Origin of the sequence: Streptomyces sp. NPDC093065, from assembly GCF_044754585.1 — a bacterium.
In the GTDB taxonomy this organism is placed as follows: Bacteria; Actinomycetota; Actinomycetes; order Streptomycetales; family Streptomycetaceae; genus Streptomyces.
The window spans coordinates 212,081-229,900 of sequence record NZ_JBIVPJ010000005.1 but is presented as its reverse complement, the minus strand read 5'-3'; the positions used below and the strand labels follow the sequence as shown (position 1 = coordinate 229,900).

Below are 17,820 nucleotides of genomic sequence, written 5' to 3'. Positions count from 1 at the left end.
TCAGACCTTCTTGGGCCTTCTCGGGCCTTCTCGGGTCCTGGGGTCAGTGCGGTCCGGGCGTGCCGCGTTCGCTCCGCAGGCGGCGGATCACCACCAGCAGGTCGGCCGCCGCGAGGAGGGCGAGTGCTCCGCAGACCACAGCGACGACCACGAGCATGCCGCGGCCCGGGCTGTCGCCGGCGGCGGTGTCGGCCGCCCACTGGCCGAAGTACGCGGCCCCCGCGAGGAACAGCGGCAGGAAGACCGCCGACAGCAGCAGTCTCAGCCCCAGGGGGCTCTGCGCGCGGACCGGTTCGGTGCCGGTACGCGGGGAGCGGCGGCCGAGGGCGCCGGAGCGGGAACGGGGGACGGGTTCCTCGGCCCGGTGCGGACTGTGTCTGTCACTCATGCCGTTCCTCCCCGGTGGTCGGGGACTCGGTGGCGGGTGCCGCCCGCCGTGCGTCAGTGGCCGGGTGCGGCCCGGCTGATGTCCGCGAGCGCGGAGTGCGGGTCGTCGGTGGCGGCGAGGTCGCCGAGGGTGACCACGCCGACCGGGACGCCGCCGTGCTCCACGACCGGGAGCCGGCGCACCGCGTGGCGGCGCATCAGCTCGGCGGCGCGGTCGGTGGTGTCCTCGGGTTCGAGGGTGACGACGGGCGGAGGTGTGCACACCGCTCCGACCGTGGTGGTGTCCGGGTCCCGTCCGTCGGCGACGCCGCGGAGCACGATGTCGCGGTCGGTCAGCACGCCGAACAGATCGCAGTCGTAGGTCACCAGGACGTCGCCGACGTCCTCCTCGCGCATCAGCCGGGCCGCTCGCGCCACCGTCGTCATGGGCTCGACGGCCACCGCGGCCGGTGACATCACGTCTCGGATGCGCCGTGTCATCTCGCGCCTCCCGGGGTGTCGGTACGGGATTGCCTGCGGGCCGCGTAGCCCGCACCCGGGCCGGTAAACCGCTGTGCGCCGCCCGGTTCGGCTGTGCGCCGCCCGGTTCAGCCCAGGTCGATCAGAGCCAGGCCGATGTCGGGGCGGTGGGTCTTGGCCAGCTCGGCCGGACTGTCCCGCACGACGATCTCCAGTGTCGGCCAGACCCGCCCGGACAGCAGGTGGCCGCCGCGGGTGGAGCCGTCGGACAGGCCCAGTACGGCGTGCAGGTGAGGGGTGGGTCCGTCGTCGGCGACGGCGATGTCCCCGATCAGGGACAGCACCTCGCACTGCTCCCGGACCGGGATGGGCCGGTAGTCCTTGGCCTGCCGGTCGAACCAGCCGACGACCGCTTCGGAGAAGGCACCCACGGCGGTCACCTGGGAGGCTCCCAGTGACCGTTCGCGGGCGAAGGCGGTCAGATCGGCGACCGCGTCCTCGCCCTGGTCGAGCACCACCACGTACACCGCGGACGGACCGTCCTGGACCTGCTGCCACTTCATGGCCCGGCGGGTACCCGCGGCGGGCGCGGGCAACCCCGGTCAGCGCCCCGGCGCGGGTCCCGCCACGAGGTCCGCCCAGTACATGGCGCAGGGCGCGATCATGGCGATCGAGGACGGCTGGGTGCTCGCCCGGCACCTGGCCCGCCACGGCGCGGGCACGGCCGGCGGTCCGGACTGGGACGCGGTGCTCACCGCGTACGAGGCGGTCCGCGTCGAGCACTGCCGCCGGGTGCAGTCCACCGCCCGCGCCCGGGGCGAGCTGTGGCACCTGGACGGCGACCGGCGGCTGCGGCGGAACGCGGTCATGCGCGACCGGGACGTCCACGACTACGGCTTCACGGACTGGGTGTACGGCCCCACCGCGCTCACCCCCGACGAGGAGCCGGCGATGTTCACAGCGGTCCCGCCGGCCTCGGCGCGTGTCGAGGGACCGGCGGCGGTGCCGGAGAACGCGTGACGACGACGGTCTCCTCGCGCTGCTCGCCCGCCCTCACGCCTCGAGTGCCCGGCGGATCGCGGTGAGCCATCCGTCGACCGGTCCGAAGGTGAGCAGCCCGCTGCCCGCGCCCGCGAGTTCACCGGACGCGGGCAGCAGCCTGTCGTACGTCCGCCGCAGGGCCGGGCGGTCGCCGAGGTCGAGGGCGAGCGCGGCCTCGGCGCAGCACAGGGCCTCGTAGAGGAGGTCGGGCGGTGGTTCGGACAGGGCGCGCAGGGCGCCGCGGGCCTCGGTGTCACGGCCTTCGGCGAGGAGGGCGAACGGCTCGGCCCAGGGCCGGTACGGCCCCCAGTCGGCGTGCCGGTCCACCCGGGCGGGACGGCCGCGGGCCAGGCGCAGGCCCAGCAGGGCGAGGGGCAGCAGCCCGCGTTCCAGACCCGGCATCCCGGCGCCGTCGAGCCGCGCGGCGGCCGTCCGGTAGGCGGCTTCGGCGCTGTCGTACGGGCTGCCCGTGGCGGCCTCGCGCAGGGCCAGGTACCAGGCGGTGAAGACGGCCGCGAGGGGACGTTCGTGCCGTTCGGCGAGGCGGTCCACGGCCCTCGCGTGCTCGTCGGCGGCGGTGAGGTCGGCGAGGGCCGCGCGGGCCTGGAGCCGGATCAGGTGGCCGAGCACCTCGTGGTTGACCAGGCCGTGCCGGATGCCGAGGGCGGTCAGTTCGGCGCCGATCGCGTCGCGGCGCGGTGCCAGGCCGGCACGGGTGCAGGACTGCATGAACACGCCGTTGAGGGCGAAGGCGAGCAGCGCCGGGTCGTCCAGGCGCCGCGCGATCCGCTCGGCCTCGGCGGCCGCCCGCGGTCCGCGCGGGGAGCGCACGCCCCGCGATTCCAGGGCGACGGTGGCCAGCAGCCGGCAGCGTGCCGCGTCGGCGGCGGGGTCCCCGGGCAGGGCGACCAGGGTGCGTTCGGCCGCGTCGACGATCCGCCGGGCCAGTTCGGGATCGTCGCTGCGGGTCCAGTTGGCGGGGACGTCGTAGGCGCCGATCACCCGGGCCGTGAGTTCCGCGTCGCCCGTCTCCTCCGCGGCCTGGACCGCCGTCATCCGGTGCTCCCGGGCGGCTTCGAGGCCACCGCCGCCGGTGACCGCGAGGCTCCGCAGCAGGCCGACGGTGGATTCCAGGCGGGCCCGGGCACCGGCTGCCACCGTGCGGTCGTACGCCTCGGTCGTGCGGGCCCACAGCCGGGCCGCCGCGTCCGCCGGTTCGTCCGGCGGGTCCAGGTCGGGGTCCTGGGCGAGGATGCCGGCCTCCAGGCGGCGCAGCCGGGGTCCGGGGTCGATGCCCAGCCGTCCGGCCAGCAGGGTGCGGGCGCGGCGCAGCACGGCGAGGGCGTCCGCCTGCCGTCCGGTCCGGTACAGGGCGAGCGCGAGCAGCCGCCAGGACTCCTCGCGCCAGGGGTGTTCGGCGAGGTGCGCGTCGAGGTCGGGCACCGCCTCGGCGGCACGGCCGAGTTCCACCAGCAGTTCCGCCCGGCGTTCGACGGCGCGCAGCCGCAGTTCGGTCAGGCGGGAGCGTTCGCCGCGGGCCCAGTCCGCCGTGCCGGACTCGGCGTAGGCGGGCCCCCGCCACTCCCCCAGGGCCGCCCGCAACCGGTCGGGCGCCTGCGCCGCCGGGAGCAGGTCGGCCTCGGCGACGGCGGCCTCGAAGCGCCACGCGTCCACGGCGTCCGGCGCGGCGCGCAGGGCGTACCCGGGGCCCTCGGTGACCAGCAGCCGCGCCGGGGCGCGCGGCGGACGGTCGGGTTCCAGGACGCGGCGCAGGTCGCCGACGAAGGTGCGGACCGCGCCCACGGCCCGCGGCGGCGGCGCCTCCCACAGGTCCTCGACCATCCGGGCGACCGGGACGACCCGCCGCCGGGCCAGGATCAGCCGGGCCAGCACGGCCCGGTGCCGGGGGCCCTTGAGGGCCAGCGCTTCGGGGCCGCGCCCGGCGGTGACCGCTCCGAGCACACCGAACGTGACCGCTTCCGCTTCCATGTTCCGTCCGCTCCGCTCCGCCACCGTTCGTGCGGTCACCACGGTACGCGTGCGGGAGGGGCCCCGGCCGGTTGCTGACCGGTTGCTGATTCGCGCGCGCCAGGCTCGGGGACGTCGCCCGCGCGCCGTGGGCACGGAGCGCGGAGAACCGCGAAAGAGAAGGGCACGACCAGCCATGGAACCGACCATCCCCGGCTTCACCCACGACCGTGTGACGGTCGCCGACGGCATCGGCCTGCATGTGGCCGTCGGCGGCACCGGCAGCCCCGTCGTGCTGCTGCACGGTTTCCCGCAGACCCATCTGATGTGGCGGCACGTCGCCGCCGACCTGGCGGCCGACCACACGGTCGTCTGCCCCGACCTGCGCGGCTACGGCGCCAGCGACAAGCCCGCCGACCCGGACGGCACCGCGTACGCCAAGCGGACGATGGCCGCCGACGTGGTCGCCCTGGCGCGGGAGCTGGGGCACGAACGGTTCGCGCTGGCCGGTCACGACCGGGGCGCGCTGGTCGCGGTGCGTGCCGGGCTCGACCACCCGGACGCGGTGACGCACCTGGCCGCGCTGGACGTGCTGCCGACGCTCGACATGTGGGACGTCCTGCACGGCACGACGGCGGCGGTGGGCTTCCACCTGTACCTGATGGCGCAGCCGCCCGGGCTGCCGGAGCAGCTGATCGGCGCCGCGCCGGACGCGTTCTTCGGTCACTTCCTCGACCTCTGGACCCGGGACCCGGACGCCCTGCCCGCCGACGTCCGCGCCGCCTATCTGAAGGCGTCGCGCGAGGCGGTGCCCTCGATCGTGGCCGACTACCGGGCCTCGGCCGGCATCGACGTGGACCACGACCGGGCGGACCGGGAGCGCGGCAGTCGGCTGGCGATGCCGGTGACCGTCCTCCAGCAGGACTGGGGCGCCGCTCTCGGCTACGACGCCGCCGCGCTGTGGCGGGCGTGGGCGCCGGGCCTGCGGCACGAGACCGTGGACTGCGGGCACTTCATGGCGGAGGAGGCGCCGGACGAGGTCACCGGGGCGCTGCGCGAGCTGCTGACCCGTTAGGGACACCGGGCCCGCACTCGCACAACCAACGGTTGTAGGGTCCGCCCGTCCGGTTGTTTGATCCGCCCGGCCCGGCTCGCTTTGATGTCGGGCGTGACGGAGTCGGGTGTGGTCGAGTCGGACGTGGTGGGCGGCGGGGCGTCGGGGCGGGGGTTCGGGTGGCTGTGGGCCGCGTACGCGGTCAGCACCTTCGGTACACGGCTCGCGTTCGACGCCTTTCCGTTGATCGCGGTCCTGGTGCTGGACGCCGGTCCGGGGCGGGTGGCGGCGCTCGCGGCGGCGGGTCTCGCGGTGGGCGCGGTGGCGGCGGTGCCGCTGGGGCCGTGGGTGGAGTTCCGGCGCAAGCGGCCGGTGATGATCGCGACGGACCTGGTCCGGTGCGCGGTGCTGCTGAGCGTGCCGCTCGCGTACGCCTTCGGGCGGCTCGGCTTCGCCCAGCTGCTGGTCGTGTCGGTCGTCGTCGCCGCGGCCGACATCACGTTCCGGGCCGCCGCCGGTTCCTGTCTCAAGGCGCTGGTGCCGCCGCGGGAGCTGCTGAAGGCCAACGGCCGGTTCGAGGCGACGACCTGGACCGCCACCATGCTCGGTCCCCCGGTCGGCGGGGCCGCGATCGGGCTCTTCGGTCCGGTGGTGACGGTGGCGGCCGACGCGGTCAGCCATCTCCTCTCCGCGCTGGGGATCCGTGCGATCGGCGGCGGGGAGCCGCACCCGCGACGCGCGGAAGCAGCCCGCTTGCGCGCCGGTGACCTGCTGGAGGGCTGGCGGTTCGTGCTCGCCTCGCCGGTGCTGCGCCCGCTGTTCCTCAACACGGTCCTGGTCAACGCGCTGATCATGGCGACCGCGCCGCTGCTCGCCGTGCTCATGCTGGGTGAGCTGGGCTTCGCGCCCTGGCAGTACGGTCTCGCCTTCGCCGTGCCCTGCGTGGGCGGGCTGGTCGGCTCGCGGCTGGCCCGCCCGCTCGTGGCGCGTTTCGGGGAGCACCGGGTGCTGGTCGTCAGCGGGGTGCTGCGGGTGTGCTGGCCGGCCGGCCTGGCCTTCGTCGGGCCGGGGACGGCGGGTCTGGTCCTGGTGATGGTGGTCGAGTTCGGGCTGATCACCTCCGTGGGCGTGTACAACCCGGTGCTCGCGACCCGGCGGCTGGAGCTGACGCCCGCGGACAGGGTGGCGCGCACCCTGTCCGCCTGGACGATCAGCGGGAAGCTGACGACCGCGGCCCTGACCGCGGTGTGGGGTCTGCTGGCGGGGCTGACCGGAACGCGTACGGCGGTCGCGCTCGCGGGGGTGCTGATGCTGGCGACCCCGCTCCTGCTGCCGCGGCGCCGGCAGGCGTCCGGTCCGGCCCCGGCTCGGCCCGCCGGTGACGGGTGAGGTCCCGGGGCCGGGTTCCGGACGCGGCGGACGGACGCCGTCAGCGGGCCCCGCGCACGTCCTGGGTGACGCCGTTCAGCGGCGAGGACGGGTCACTGCCGTAGGGGCGGGTGAAGGCCTCCATGCCGTGCCCGGACGGGTCGGTGAAGTACACGCCCCGGCCGCCGTCGTTGCGGTTGATCCGGCGCGGGTGCCGGCCGTGCGGGTCGGCCTGGATGGGGGTGCCGCCCTCGACGAGCCGGGCGAGGACGCCGTCGAACTCGTCCTCGGAGACGAGGAACGCGTAGTGCTGCACGGGGATGTCGATGTCGACGGTGGCGAAATCGAGGGTGACGCCGTTGGCGGTCGTCACGGGCAGGAACATCCCGGCCGGCTCGCCGACCTCGAGATCCAGGATTCCGGCGAGGAAGTGGGCGGACTTCTCCCGGCTGCGGGAGAGAACGATGGTGTGGTTGAACTCGACTGACACGGGTCAATGCCTCCACGGGCATCTCCGCGGCGCCTCCATGCCTCACCCGGACGGTGACCGGCACGCGATGCCGCGCGGCGATCATACGTCCGTGCCCGCCCCTTGCCCAGGCTCAGCCGGGCTGGTCGGTGTCCTTCATCTCGCCCCATCCGTGCCAGCGCTCCACCTCGATCCGGGCGCTGACCCTGGGGCGCTCCCGGTCCGGGTACGGGTTGCCGGTGTAGTGCCGGGCGAGCCGGTCGATGCCGGAGAGGTCCTCGTCGTCGCTCATCTCGGCGACGCGGCCGATGAGGGTGACGTGCGTGTACCAGTCGTCGCCCGCGAGGACGGTGAGGGTGACGCGCGGGTCGCGGCGCAGGTGTCCGAGGCGTACGCGGCCCGCGTCGAGGTTGATCAGCACGCGGCCGTCGTCGTCCCAGGCGTACCAGGTGGGCGTGGAGACGGGGGCGCCGTCCGAACGCAGGGTGGCCATGACGCACGGGTTGGGGCGGCGCAGCAGTTCGACGGCCTCGGACGGCAGCGGCGGCTTGGACATGCGGGCTCCTCGGGATGCGGTGTGGTCCGGCACCGGGTCCGGTCGCCGGTCTTGGTGTGCTCTCGTGCACCCGGTACCCCGGGCGGGCTCAGTCGGTCGCCTTCTCCTCGAAACTGGCGAAGTAGGCCGCCGCCATGTCCTCGTCGCCGTGGCCCTGGGCGGCGGCCCGGGCGAACCGCTGCGCACCGGCCGCGGCGAGGTCGAGGCGGACTCCGTTCGCCTCGCCGGCCTCGACGATCAGGCGGGCGTCCTTCTCGGCGGTGGCGACGGCGAACTGGGCGGGCGTGAGCGCGCCGTCGCGGATCAGTCGGGCCTTGGCACGCAGGTAGCCCATGTCGAGCGGGCCGCCCTCGATGGCGTCGAAGAAGCCGTCCGGGTCCACGCCCAGCGCCTTGGCGAGCGACAGGACCTCGCCGACCGCGTTGGTGGCGGCCAGGACCCAGCTGTTGGCCACGAGCTTCAGCCGGGTCGCGCTGCCGGCCGCACCGTCCTCTCCGGTCCACACGGTGCGGGAGCCGACGGCGTCGAACACGGGCGCCACGGTGTCCCGGGCCTCGCCGGGCCCCGCCGCCAGCACCAGCAGCAGGCCGGCCTCGGCGGGCTGGCGGGTGCCCAGGACGGGGGCGTCGAAGAAGACGAGGCCCTGCTCGTGGGCGAAGGCGGCCAGGTCGGCGACCGCGTCGACGCCCGCGGTGGTGGACTGCGCCCACACGGTGCCGGGACGCAGGCCGGGCTCGGCCCGGCGCATGACGTCGAGGGCGGCCGGGCCGTCGTACAGCATCGTGAGGACGACGTCGGCGCCGTGTACGGCCTCGGCCGGGCTGTCGGCGACGTGCGCGCCGTCGGCGGCCAGCGGTTCGGCCTTGCCCCGGCTGCGGTTCCAGACGCGGACGGTGTGTCCGGCGCGGGCGAGGTTGCGGGCCATCGCGGCACCCATGATGCCGGTGCCCAGGACGCTCACGGTGAGCTGGTCGGTCATGACGTCGCCTTCTGCCTCGAACTGACTCGTACCGGGGCCAGCCTGCCACTCGGCGCGGGTCCCCGCGCGTCCGCACGGCAACGTCGCGTACGGTACGGCCGTGAGCGCCTTCACCGACGACATCGACAGCAACGGCGAGACCGTCCCCGGCCGTTACGGTCCCTCCGCCACCACCGAGGCCGACCCGCGGGAGGTGGGCCAGGTGCGCACCGAGTACTCCCCCGCGCACGACGGCGACCCCGATCCCGGCGAGATCGTCTGGACGTGGGTGCCCTTCGAGGAGGCGGACGGGCGGGGCAAGGACCGGCCCGTCCTCGTCGTCGCCCGGGAGGCGGCCGGGACGGTGCTGGCCGTGCAGCTGTCCAGCAAGCGGCACGACGGGGACCGGGAGTGGGTGCCGATCGGCAGCGGGCCGTGGGACCGGTCCGGACGTGACTCCTGGGTCGACGTGGACCGGGTGCTGCGCCTGCACGACGCGGGGATGCGCCGCGAGGCGTGCGCCCTGGACCGGATGCGCTTCGGCCTCGTACGGCAGCGGCTGCGGGAGCGCTACGGCTGGAGCTGACCGGGGCGGGCCGCGCCCTCGGGGAAGGCGCGGTCGAACGCCGCCCGGACGGTGCCGCCCGGTGCGCGGTCCAGGATGCCGAACGCCACCCGTTCGAAGACACCGTCGAACCGTCCGCCGGGCCCGAGCAGTTGCCGGAAGGCGCCCGCCACCTGGACGGGGTCGTTGCGGAACACCCCGCAGCCCCAGGCGCCCAGCACCAGCCGCCGGTATCCGTGGGCCACGGCGGTCTCCAGCACCCGCTCGGCGCGCACGGCGAGGGCGGCGGGCAGTTCCGCCGCGCGTTCGGGGGCGGTGCGCAGCACCACGCCGGCGTTGGGCGCGGCGGAGGTGAGGAATCCGGCCGTGTACGGCTCGTCCAGCAGGCGGCCGCGGTCGTCGCGGAAGACGGGCACGCCGGGCGAGTGGACGACGCGGTCCGTGTAGAACGGGTCGCGGTGGGCGCGGTGGTGGTCGTAGAACTCGCGCGCCCGCAGCAGACAGGTGTACAGGGCGGAGGCCCGGCACAGGGCCTCCTCCTGGGCCTGGGCGCCGTTGAGGTAGCCGCCGCCCGGGTTGCGCGCGGAGGCGAAGTTGAGCACGGCGACCTCGCCGCCGAGGCGGCGGGCTGCCTCCAGGCTGCTCTCGCCCGTGACCTCGAAGACCGTGCGCACCGGAGCCGGGGCGGTCACCTCGACGGGTCCCGGTCCGTGCATCCGGGTACCGTCCCGGGCCGCCCCGACCGCCGCCGCGACGGACACCTCGCGGCCGTCGGACGTGCGGTAGGCCCCGGCGGCGACGATCTGTTCGGTCTGCTGTGCGATGCCCCGCAGGCGCGCGCTCACGGCGTCACCCCCGTGGACGCCGTGACCGCGTGCCGCGCGGTCTCCCCCGTCGTGCTCATGCGGGAATCCTGGGTGATGCTGGGGATGCGGTGCAACGGAGTTTCCCGACCGGCGAACGACGGGCAAATCCGCCGGGAACGGGCGGATCGCGGAGATTACCGAGCGGGAACGTCCCGATATGCACCCTTGTGCGGAGCGGCACGAGGGTCTTGGGTGGGACGAGTGTGCCGGCCCGGCCCACCACAGAAGGGCCGGCGGCATGGTGGAATCTCAGGAGGATCCCGACATGTCCGATTCGGTTGGTGGCTGTGTCAGGCCACGTACCGCCGTCAGTGAGGCCGAGGTCGAGGCACTGGTCCACGGCATCTGCTTCAAGACCGGCCCGCCCAGACTCCTCGGCGTCGAGGTGGAATGGCTCGTCCACGAGCTGCGCGCGCCGCGGCTCCCCGTGTCACCCGAACGGCTCCGCGCGGTGTACACCGCGCTGCGGGCCGTGCCCCTGAGGTCGGCGCTGAGTGTCGAGCCCGGCGGCCAGCTGGAGCTGAGTTCGCTCCCCGCCGCCTCGCTGTCGGAGTGCGTCCGCTCCGTCTGCGCCGACCTCGACGCCGTCCGCGCCGTACTGCGCGAGGACGGTCTCGCCCTGGTGGGCCTCGGCCACGATCCCTGGCAGGAGCCGCGCCGCTACCTGCGGCAGCCGCGCTACGACGCCATGGAGGCATGTCTCGACCGCACCGGTCCCGGTGGCCGCTTCATGATGTGCGCCTCCGCCTCCGTGCAGGTGTGCGTGGACGCCGGGCACGAGGAGCCCGGGCCGCTGGGCCACGTGCGGAGGTGGTGGCTGGCCCATCACCTGGGCGCGGTCCTGCTGGCCGCGTTCGCCAACTCGCCGCTGTCCGGCGGACGGCCCACCGGCTGGCGGTCCACCCGGCAGCTGCGCTGGACGCAGATCGGCGCCGGCCGGGCGGGCGGCCCCCCGCTGAACACCGACCCGCGCGGTGCCTGGACGCGGCACGTGCTGGACGCCCCGGTGATGTGCGTCCGCCGCGACGGCGGTCCGTGGGACGTGCCGGAGGGGCTGACGCTGCGGGAGTGGACCCGCGAGCTGGTGCCGCGGCCGCCGACCCGGGAGGACCTGGACTACCACCTGACCACGCTTTTCCCGCCGGTTCGGCCGCGCGGCCATCTGGAGCTGCGGATGATCGACGCGCAGCCCGGGGACGACGGCTGGATCGTGCCGCTGGCGGTGACCGCCGCGCTGTTCGACGACCCGGAGGCCACCGAGACCGCCTACCGGGCCGTCAAGCCCCTGGCCGAGCGCACGCTGGGGCTGCCCGCGCCGCACAACCCGCTGTACGAGGACGCGGCCCGTGCCGCCCTGACCGATCCCGAGCTGTGCGAGGCGGCCGTCACCTGCTTCAGGGCGGCGCTCGCCGCGCTGCCCCGGCTCGGGGCGGGCACCGAGGTGACGGACGCCGTCGCCGGGTACCTGGAGCGCTACGTGCTCAGGGGCCGCTGCCCCGCCGACGATCTGCTGGACATGCCGGGCGGCGCAGGCCGTGGCCCGTACGGGAGGGAGACCCGCTCATGACCGACCCCACCGACGCGCCCGCGACCACCACCGTCGAGGCCCTGCGGGAGCGGGCCCTGACCACGCTCGTCACGGCCCGCGAGCGCACCACGCTGCTGACCAGCTGTGTGGAGGGCCCCGACCTGACCGCCCAGGTGTCGCCGCTGATGTCCCCGCTGGTGTGGGACCTGGCGCACATCGGCAACCAGGAGGAGCAGTGGCTGCTGCGCGCGGTCGCCGGGCAGGAGGCGATACGCCCGGAGATCGACAGCCTGTACGACGCCTTCGAGCATCCCCGCTCCGAGCGCCCGAGCCTGCCGCTGCTGTCGCCCGCCGAGGCCCGCCGGTACGCGGCCGACGTGCGCGGCCGGGCCCTGGACGTGCTGGAGCGCACCGCGTTCGACGGGACGCGGCTGACGGAGGCGGGCTTCGCCTTCGGGATGATCGCCCAGCACGAGCAGCAGCACGACGAGACCATGCTGATCACGCACCAGTTGCGCAAGGGGCCGCAGGCGCTGACCGCGCCCGACCCCGAGCCGGCGGGGCTGTTCACCGGACCGGCCGAGGTCCTGGTGCCGGGCGGCCCGTTCACGATGGGCACGTCGGCCGAGCCGTGGGCGCTGGACAACGAACGCCCCGCGCACCGGCGCGAGGTGGCGCCGTACTTCATCGACACGGTCCCGGTGACCAACGGCGCCTACCGGGCGTTCGTCGACGACGGCGGGTACGACGACCCGCGCTGGTGGACCCCCGAGGGCTGGGACCACATCCGCCGGCACGCCGTCACCGCCCCGCTGTTCTGGCGCCGGGACGGCGGGCAGTGGCTGCGGCGCCGCTTCGGGGTGACCGAGGTGGTGCCGGCCGACGAGCCGGTGCTGCACGTGTCCTGGTACGAGGCCGACGCCTACGCCCGCTGGGCCGGGCGCCGGCTGCCCACCGAGGCCGAGTGGGAGAAGGCCGCCCGGTACGACCCGGCCGGCGACCGCGCCATGCGCTATCCGTGGGGCGACGCCGACCCGGGCCCCGAGCACGCCAACCTGGGGCAGCGGCACCTGCGTCCGGCGCCCGCGGGCAGCTACCCGGCCGGTGAGTCGCCGCTCGGGGTACGGCAGTTGATCGGCGACGTGTGGGAGTGGACGTCGAGCGACTTCGCCCCGTACCCGGGCTTCCGGGCCTTCCCGTACAAGGAGTACTCGGAGGTCTTCTTCGGGCCCGGGTACAAGGTGCTGCGCGGCGGGTCCTTCGCCGTGGACGCGGTGGCCTGCCGGGGCACGTTCCGCAACTGGGACTACCCGATCCGGCGGCAGATCTTCTCCGGGTTCCGCACCGCCCGTTCGGCGGAGGCCGCCTGATGTGCCGTCACCTGGCCTATGTGGGCCCCGCGGAGCCGCTCGGCGACCTCCTGGTGGCACCGCCGCACGGTCTGTACCGACAGTCGTGGGCGCCGCGGCACCAGCGGTACGGCACGGTCAACGCCGACGGGTTCGGCGTCGGCTGGTACGCCGAGGGCGACCCGGTGCCCGCCCGGTACCGCCGGGCCGGCCCGATCTGGGCGGACCAGTCCTTCGCCGACCTCGCCCGGGTCGTGCGGACCGGCGCGCTGCTGGCCGCCGTACGGGACGCGACGCTGGCCGGCGCCGACGCGGAGGCGGCCGCCGCGCCGTTCGCCGCGGGAACCTGGCTGTTCAGCCACAACGGAGCCGTGGCGGGCTGGCCGGACTCGCTGGCGCCGGTGGCCGCGGCACTGCCGCCCGGGGAACTGCTGTCGCTGGAGGCGCGCAACGACTCGGCGCTCGTGTGGGCACTGGTCCTGGCCCGGCTGCGGGCCGGGGACGACGAGGGCCGGGCGCTGGCCGAGACGGTGCTGGAGGTCGCCGCGGCGGCCCCCGCCTCCCGGCTCAACCTGCTCCTCACCAACGGCTCCACCGTCACCGCCACCACCTGGGGCGACACCCTGTGGTACCGGTCCCGTCCAGGAGGCGGCACGGTCGTCGCCTCGGAGCCCTACGACGACGACCCGCACTGGCAGGAGGTCCCCGACCGCACCCTGCTCGCGGCGAGCCGCACGGACGTGCGGCTCACTCCGCTCAAGGACCCGGGCGAAACCGCCCCCGCAGACGCATTCGTCTCTTCGAAGGAGCCCCGCACGTGAGCCAGTTCCGTCTGACCCGGACGCTGCCCGAGGACGCCACGGACTCCGCCCTGCGCGCCGACGTCCTGGCGGGCCTGACGAGCACGCCCAAGTGGCTGCCGCCGAAGTGGTTCTACGACGCGCGGGGCAGCGAGCTGTTCGAGGCGATCACCGCGCTGGCCGAGTACTACCCCACCCGGGCCGAGCGGGAGATCCTCGTCGACCGGGCCGGGGAGATCGCGGCGGCGACCGGCGCCCGCACCCTGGTGGAGCTGGGTTCCGGCTCCTCGGAGAAGACCCGCGTGCTGCTCGACGCGCTGACGGAGCGGACCGGGCTGCGCGCCTACGTGCCCGTCGACGTGAGTGGGAGCGCCCTCACCCGGGCCGGGCAGGCGCTCGTCGCGGAGCGTCCCGGCCTCCAGGTGCACGCGCTGATCGCCGACTTCACGGGAGGTCTGACTCTGCCCGACACTCCGGGCCCCCGGCTGGTGGCGTTCCTCGGCGGCACCATCGGCAACCTGCTGCCCGGGGAGCGCGCCGCGTTCCTGGCCTCCGTCCGCGCCCTGCTCTCCCCGGGCGACGCCCTGTTGCTGGGCACGGACCTGGTCAAGGACGAGGGGGTGCTGGTCCGCGCGTACGACGACGCGGCCGGGGTGACGGCCGAGTTCAACAAGAACGTGCTCGCCGTGATGAACCGCGAACTGGAGGCCGACTTCGTGCCCGCGGCCTTCGAGCACGTGGCGCTGTGGAACGCCGAACGGGAGTGGATCGAGATGCGGCTGCGCTCGCGCACCGCGCAGACCGTCAAGGTCCAGGCGCTCGACCTGGCCGTGGACTTCGCGGCCGGGGAGGAGCTGCGTACCGAGGTGTCCGCGAAGTTCCGGCGGGAGGGTGTGCGGTCCGAACTGGACGCGGCCGGGCTCGATCTGGCCCACTGGTGGACGGACGCGGAGGGGCGTTTCGCCCTGTCGCTGAGCGTGGCGCGCTGAGCGGGCCCCGCCGAGCCGGACGGGCCCGCCCGGTCTCGGTGGCGGTCAGCGCGCGTTGGCGTCCAGCAGTTCGGTGATGCGGTCGGAGGCCTTGCGGGCCTCCGACTTCGCGTCCGCCCCCTTGAGCACCTTCGTCATGTACTCCTTGATCGGATTGTCCGCCTCGACGGCGCCCCACTGGGGCGTGCCGGGGGTCGCCCGGCCCTGTGCGGCGCCGGCCGCCATGGCCTCGGCCCCCTCCTCGCCGGAGACGGCCTTGGCGAGCGTCGTCTTGTTGGGGACGTAGTTCATGGTGCGGGCCAGGTCGGTGTTCCACTTCTCGCCCGCGAGCGCCGCGACCACGGCGAGGGCGCCGTCCTCCTGGTCGGTGTTCTTCGGAACGACGAGGTCGGAGCCGCCGGTGAAGACGGCACCGGGCTTGTCGGCGCTCTTGCCGGGCACGGGGAAGAAGCCGATCTTGCCCTTGAGGCCGGGGTTCTCGCGCAGGACGGACTGGGCCTGGCCCGGCACCGCGATGATCTGCGCGACCTGTCCCTTGGCGAAGACCCCGGCCTGCGGCGGGTGTTCCTCGTCGGCGCCGACCGGACCGTCGCCGAGGGCCTGCAGTTCGCGGTAGAAGTCCATGCCGCGCAGGGCCGCCTCGGAGTCGAGGGCGCCCGTCCAGACACCGCCCTCGCCCGCCTGGGTGGCCAGCTCGCCGCCCTCGTCCCAGATGAATCCGGAGAGCGTGTACCAGTCCTGGCCGGCCAGGTAGATGCCCTGGTCGCCGTTCCTGTCGAGCTTCTCCGTGGCGGCGATCCACTCCTCGCGGGTGCGGGGCGGCTCGTTGACGCCGGCCTGTTCGAAGAGGTCCTTGCGGTAGATGACGACGCGGTTGGCGGCGTACCAGGGGACGCCGAACTGCTGGGACATCCACAGCCCGGGTTCGGCGAGGCCGGGAAGCCAGTCGCGGATGCCCCAGTCGCGCATCGACTCCAGGGTCAGGTCATGCAGCCGCCCGCCCTCCGCGTACTGCGGGACCTGGGTGTTGCCGACCTCGATGACGTCGGGTCCGTCCGACCCGTCGGCCTTCAGCGCGGCCTGCACCTTGTCGCCGATCCCGGTCCACTCCTGGATGCGGATGTCCAGGTCGAGGTCGGGGTGGTCGGCCTCGAAGCCCTCGGTGAAGCGCTTGAGGAAGTCCTGGGAGGCACTGTCCTTCATGAGCCACACGGTGACGGTGCGGCGCCCGCTCCCGCCGTCCTGCGAGATCAGGCCGCAGCCGCTGAGCACGGAGGCGGACACACAGACAAGGGCGAGGAGGCGACGTCTCACGAGGGGTCCTTCTGACTGACGGACAGAGGGCGGAGGCAGGTGCGTCCTGCACACGCGAAGGGAGACCCGACGTGGGGGACGAGCCCGAGGCTCGAACGGGTGTCTGGGATTTTGGTATGGACCAATACAAAGGTCAAGGGGGGTACCGGAGGGTTTCCACCCCGAAGGCCGATGCCTCGCGCTCCGTCCCGACTTGGGGCACGGTGGAGTGACGCACGGCACACCGCCGCCCCGTGGAAGGAGCACCCGATGTCGAACCACACCTACCGGGTCACCGAGGTCGTCGGGACCTCGCCCGACGGCGTCGACCAGGCGGTCCGCAACGCCGTCACCCGCGCCTCCCGGACCCTGCGCAAACTGGACTGGTTCGAGGTGACGCAGGTGCGCGGCCAGATCGAGGACGGGCAGGTCGCGCACTGGCAGGTCGGCCTGAAGCTCGGGTTCCGCCTGGAGGAGTCGGACTGACGCCCCACGGGCCCTCGGGCCGCCCGGACGCCCACGTCCGTCAGGTACGCCCCTCGCGCTCCTGCGCCACGCGCAGTTCGGCCGACCGGGCCGCCCAGCGCGCCCGGAGCACGGGGAAACCGGCCCGTTCGGCGTCGTCGCAGACCAGCTCGTCGTCGTCCACCAGGACCCGGACCTCGCGGTGTCGTGCGAGGCGCCGCAGGATCTCCAGCTTGGTGCGCCGGGCGGGCCTGCAGTCGGCGTCGCCGCGCATGTGCACGGCGCCCTCCGGCAGCCCCTGCGCGGCGAGCCAGTCGAGCGTGTCGCGCCGGCAGCGCTCGGGCCGCCCGGTCAGGTAGACGATCTCGCACTCCTTCGCGCTCTCGCGCACCAGGGCGATGCCCTCCGCGAGCGGCGGATCGTGCGGCGCGGCGGCGAAGAAGGCGTCCCAGTCGCGGGGCCCGCGCTTCAGGAACCGCTGCCGGTGCACGGTGTCGGCGAGGGTGTTGTCCAGGTCGAACACGGCCACCGGGAGCCTGCTGCTGTCGCTCACGCGTCCACTCTAGAGCGCACCGCGGGGACGGGCGCCGGGGAATGCCCGCAGTCCGGGGGTCCGGGAATCCGTGCGGCGCGCGGCTGCGGGAATCTGTGCGGCGTGCGGGCGTTGAACACCATGTGACCTCCAGCCTCGCCACCACCCGCTTCTCCGTCCTCGACCGCTCCCGCATCCGCGCCGGCCGCGATGCCGGGGAGGCGCTCCGCGACACCGTGGAGCTGGCCCGGGAGGCGGAGCGGCTCGGCTACCACCGGTTCTGGGTGGCGGAGCACCACGGCGTACCCGGAGTGGCCGGTTCCGCGCCGACCGTGCTCGCGGCCGCCGTGGCCGGGGCCACCCACCGCATCCGCGTCGGCACCGGGGGTGTGATGCTGCCCAACCACCGGCCGCTGGTCGTCGCGGAGCAGTTCGGCGTGCTGGAGTCGCTGCACCCCGGCCGGATCGACATGGGACTCGGCCGCTCGGTGGGCTTCACCGACGGCGTCCGCAGGGCGCTGGGCCGGCAGAAGGACGACGCCGAGGACTTCGACGCGCAACTGGCCGAGCTGCTCGGCTGGTTCCGGGGCACCTCGCCCACGGGTGTGCACGCCCGACCCGCCGAGGGGCTGACCGTACCGCCGTTCGTGCTGGCCATGGGCGAGGGCGCGGCCGTCGCCGCCCGTGCGGGCCTGCCCATGGTCATCGGGGACCTCCGCGACCGGGACCGGATGCGCCGCGGCATCGACCGCTACCGCGCCGGATTCCGCCCCTCCGAGTGGGGCGCGGAGCCGTACGTCGTCGTCTCCGGCACCGTCGCGGTGGCCGCCACCCCCGAGGCGGCCCGGCGGCTCCTGGTCCCGGAGGCGTGGTCCATGGCCCACGCCCGCACGCAGGGCTCCTTCCCGCCGCTGCCCCCGGCCGAGGAGATCGAGGCCCGGACGATGACCGGCAAGGAGCGGGACCTGTACGACGCCGGACTCGCGGGCCACGTCGCCGGCACGGAGGAACAGGTCGCCGACGCGCTGGAGACGCTGGTGAAGGAGACGGGCGCGCAGGAGGTCCTGGTCACCACCAGCACGTACGACCGTGCGGCACTGCTCGGCTCCTACCGGCGGCTCGCCCGTGTCACCGGCATCGGACCGCTCGCCGCCCCGGCATAGAATCGCGGGG

Annotated in this window: 19 protein-coding genes and 1 pseudogene; 10 read left to right on the top strand and 10 right to left on the bottom strand. The window is 74.7% G+C overall.

Annotated elements, in window-relative coordinates; all coding sequences use genetic code 11:
* Positions 1 to 43: 43 nt before the first annotated feature.
* The 3 genes from ACIQFU_RS11810 to ACIQFU_RS11800 form a co-directional block, all read right to left on the bottom strand.
* On the bottom strand, positions 44 to 388 hold the full coding sequence (locus tag ACIQFU_RS11810) for a DUF6343 family protein (RefSeq protein WP_402550718.1): 345 nt from the start codon (positions 386 to 388) through the stop codon (positions 44 to 46).
* Between the two features lie 53 nt (positions 389 to 441).
* Entirely contained in the window at positions 442 to 867 is a 426-nt protein-coding gene (locus ACIQFU_RS11805; protein WP_402550717.1) for a CBS domain-containing protein, read from the bottom strand.
* A 107-nt stretch (positions 868 to 974) separates the two neighbouring features.
* Complete coding sequence (locus ACIQFU_RS11800; protein ID WP_402550716.1) at positions 975 to 1,409, bottom strand: PPC domain-containing DNA-binding protein; 435 nt, start codon at positions 1,407 to 1,409, stop codon at positions 975 to 977.
* 76 nt (positions 1,410 to 1,485) lie between these two features.
* On the opposite strand from ACIQFU_RS11800, the pseudogene ACIQFU_RS11795 reads away from it, so the two are divergent.
* Positions 1,486 to 1,866 (top strand): annotated as a pseudogene (locus tag ACIQFU_RS11795) (3-hydroxybenzoate 6-hydroxylase); the annotation flags it as partial.
* Positions 1,867 to 1,899: 33 nt separating this feature from the next.
* On the opposite strand, the gene ACIQFU_RS11790 reads toward ACIQFU_RS11795, so the two are convergent.
* Positions 1,900 to 3,876 carry a BTAD domain-containing putative transcriptional regulator gene (locus ACIQFU_RS11790; protein ID WP_402550715.1) on the bottom strand — a complete coding sequence of 659 codons (1,977 nt, stop codon included), beginning with the start codon at positions 3,874 to 3,876 and terminating at the stop codon, positions 1,900 to 1,902.
* A 175-nt stretch (positions 3,877 to 4,051) separates the two neighbouring features.
* Between ACIQFU_RS11790 and ACIQFU_RS11785 the strand changes: the two genes are divergently transcribed.
* Both ACIQFU_RS11785 and ACIQFU_RS11780 read left to right on the top strand, forming a co-directional pair.
* The gene (locus ACIQFU_RS11785; protein ID WP_402550714.1) at positions 4,052 to 4,930 is read left to right on the top strand and encodes an alpha/beta fold hydrolase; all 879 of its coding nucleotides are present in this window, start codon (positions 4,052 to 4,054) and stop codon (positions 4,928 to 4,930) included.
* Between the two features lie 84 nt (positions 4,931 to 5,014).
* A complete protein-coding gene (locus tag ACIQFU_RS11780; protein WP_402550713.1) occupies positions 5,015 to 6,298 on the top strand; it encodes an MFS transporter in 1,284 nt (427 codons plus the stop codon).
* 40 nt (positions 6,299 to 6,338) lie between these two features.
* On the opposite strand, the gene ACIQFU_RS11775 is transcribed toward ACIQFU_RS11780, so the two are convergent.
* From ACIQFU_RS11775 to ACIQFU_RS11765, 3 genes are all read right to left on the bottom strand, one after another.
* Positions 6,339 to 6,767, bottom strand: a complete 429-nt coding sequence (locus ACIQFU_RS11775) for a VOC family protein (RefSeq protein WP_402550712.1) — start codon at positions 6,765 to 6,767, stop codon at positions 6,339 to 6,341.
* A gap of 112 nt (positions 6,768 to 6,879) precedes the next feature.
* Complete coding sequence (locus ACIQFU_RS11770; RefSeq protein ID WP_402550711.1) at positions 6,880 to 7,302, bottom strand: PPOX class F420-dependent oxidoreductase; 423 nt, start codon at positions 7,300 to 7,302, stop codon at positions 6,880 to 6,882.
* 88 nt (positions 7,303 to 7,390) lie between these two features.
* A complete protein-coding gene (locus tag ACIQFU_RS11765) occupies positions 7,391 to 8,281 on the bottom strand; it encodes an NAD(P)-dependent oxidoreductase (RefSeq protein WP_402550710.1) in 891 nt (296 codons plus the stop codon).
* A gap of 100 nt (positions 8,282 to 8,381) precedes the next feature.
* Between ACIQFU_RS11765 and ACIQFU_RS11760 the strand changes: the two genes are divergently transcribed.
* Complete coding sequence (locus ACIQFU_RS11760; RefSeq protein WP_402550709.1) at positions 8,382 to 8,846, top strand: type II toxin-antitoxin system PemK/MazF family toxin; 465 nt, start codon at positions 8,382 to 8,384, stop codon at positions 8,844 to 8,846.
* On the opposite strand, the gene ACIQFU_RS11755 is transcribed toward ACIQFU_RS11760, so the two are convergent.
* A complete protein-coding gene (locus ACIQFU_RS11755) occupies positions 8,831 to 9,670 on the bottom strand; it encodes a TIGR02452 family protein (protein ID WP_402550708.1) in 840 nt (279 codons plus the stop codon). The two genes, ACIQFU_RS11760 and ACIQFU_RS11755, sit on opposite strands and share 16 nt — an antisense overlap.
* Before the next feature lie 286 nt (positions 9,671 to 9,956).
* Here ACIQFU_RS11755 and egtA point away from each other — a divergent pair, with 286 nt between their 5' ends.
* Genes egtA through egtD form a run of 4 tightly spaced genes read left to right on the top strand, consistent with a single transcriptional unit; the run spans position 9,957 to position 14,357 of the window.
* Positions 9,957 to 11,258: an ergothioneine biosynthesis glutamate--cysteine ligase EgtA gene (egtA, locus tag ACIQFU_RS11750; RefSeq protein ID WP_402550707.1), complete on the top strand. Its 1,302-nt coding sequence runs from the start codon at positions 9,957 to 9,959 to the stop codon at positions 11,256 to 11,258.
* The gene (gene egtB, locus ACIQFU_RS11745) at positions 11,255 to 12,589 is read left to right on the top strand and encodes an ergothioneine biosynthesis protein EgtB (protein ID WP_402550706.1); all 1,335 of its coding nucleotides are present in this window, start codon (positions 11,255 to 11,257) and stop codon (positions 12,587 to 12,589) included. The genes egtA and egtB overlap by 4 nt, the downstream gene beginning before the upstream one ends.
* The gene (egtC, locus tag ACIQFU_RS11740) at positions 12,589 to 13,389 is read left to right on the top strand and encodes an ergothioneine biosynthesis protein EgtC (RefSeq protein WP_402550705.1); all 801 of its coding nucleotides are present in this window, start codon (positions 12,589 to 12,591) and stop codon (positions 13,387 to 13,389) included. The genes egtB and egtC overlap by 1 nt, the downstream gene beginning before the upstream one ends.
* Positions 13,386 to 14,357, top strand: coding sequence for an L-histidine N(alpha)-methyltransferase (gene egtD, locus ACIQFU_RS11735; protein ID WP_402550704.1), 972 nt, complete (start codon positions 13,386 to 13,388; stop codon positions 14,355 to 14,357). The genes egtC and egtD overlap by 4 nt, the downstream gene beginning before the upstream one ends.
* Before the next feature lie 45 nt (positions 14,358 to 14,402).
* Here egtD and ACIQFU_RS11730 read toward each other — a convergent pair whose 3' ends face one another.
* A complete protein-coding gene (locus tag ACIQFU_RS11730) occupies positions 14,403 to 15,671 on the bottom strand; it encodes an extracellular solute-binding protein (RefSeq protein WP_402550703.1) in 1,269 nt (422 codons plus the stop codon).
* A 249-nt stretch (positions 15,672 to 15,920) separates the two neighbouring features.
* On the opposite strand from ACIQFU_RS11730, the gene ACIQFU_RS11725 reads away from it, so the two are divergent.
* Entirely contained in the window at positions 15,921 to 16,136 is a 216-nt protein-coding gene (locus tag ACIQFU_RS11725) for a dodecin (RefSeq protein WP_402550702.1), read from the top strand.
* 40 nt (positions 16,137 to 16,176) lie between these two features.
* Here the strand turns inward: ACIQFU_RS11725 and ACIQFU_RS11720 are convergent, their stop codons facing one another.
* Positions 16,177 to 16,668, bottom strand: coding sequence for a hypothetical protein (locus ACIQFU_RS11720; RefSeq protein WP_402550701.1), 492 nt, complete (start codon positions 16,666 to 16,668; stop codon positions 16,177 to 16,179).
* 122 nt (positions 16,669 to 16,790) lie between these two features.
* Here ACIQFU_RS11720 and ACIQFU_RS11715 point away from each other — a divergent pair, with 122 nt between their 5' ends.
* Entirely contained in the window at positions 16,791 to 17,810 is a 1,020-nt protein-coding gene (locus ACIQFU_RS11715) for an LLM class flavin-dependent oxidoreductase (RefSeq protein ID WP_402550700.1), read from the top strand.
* Positions 17,811 to 17,820 lie beyond the last annotated feature (10 nt).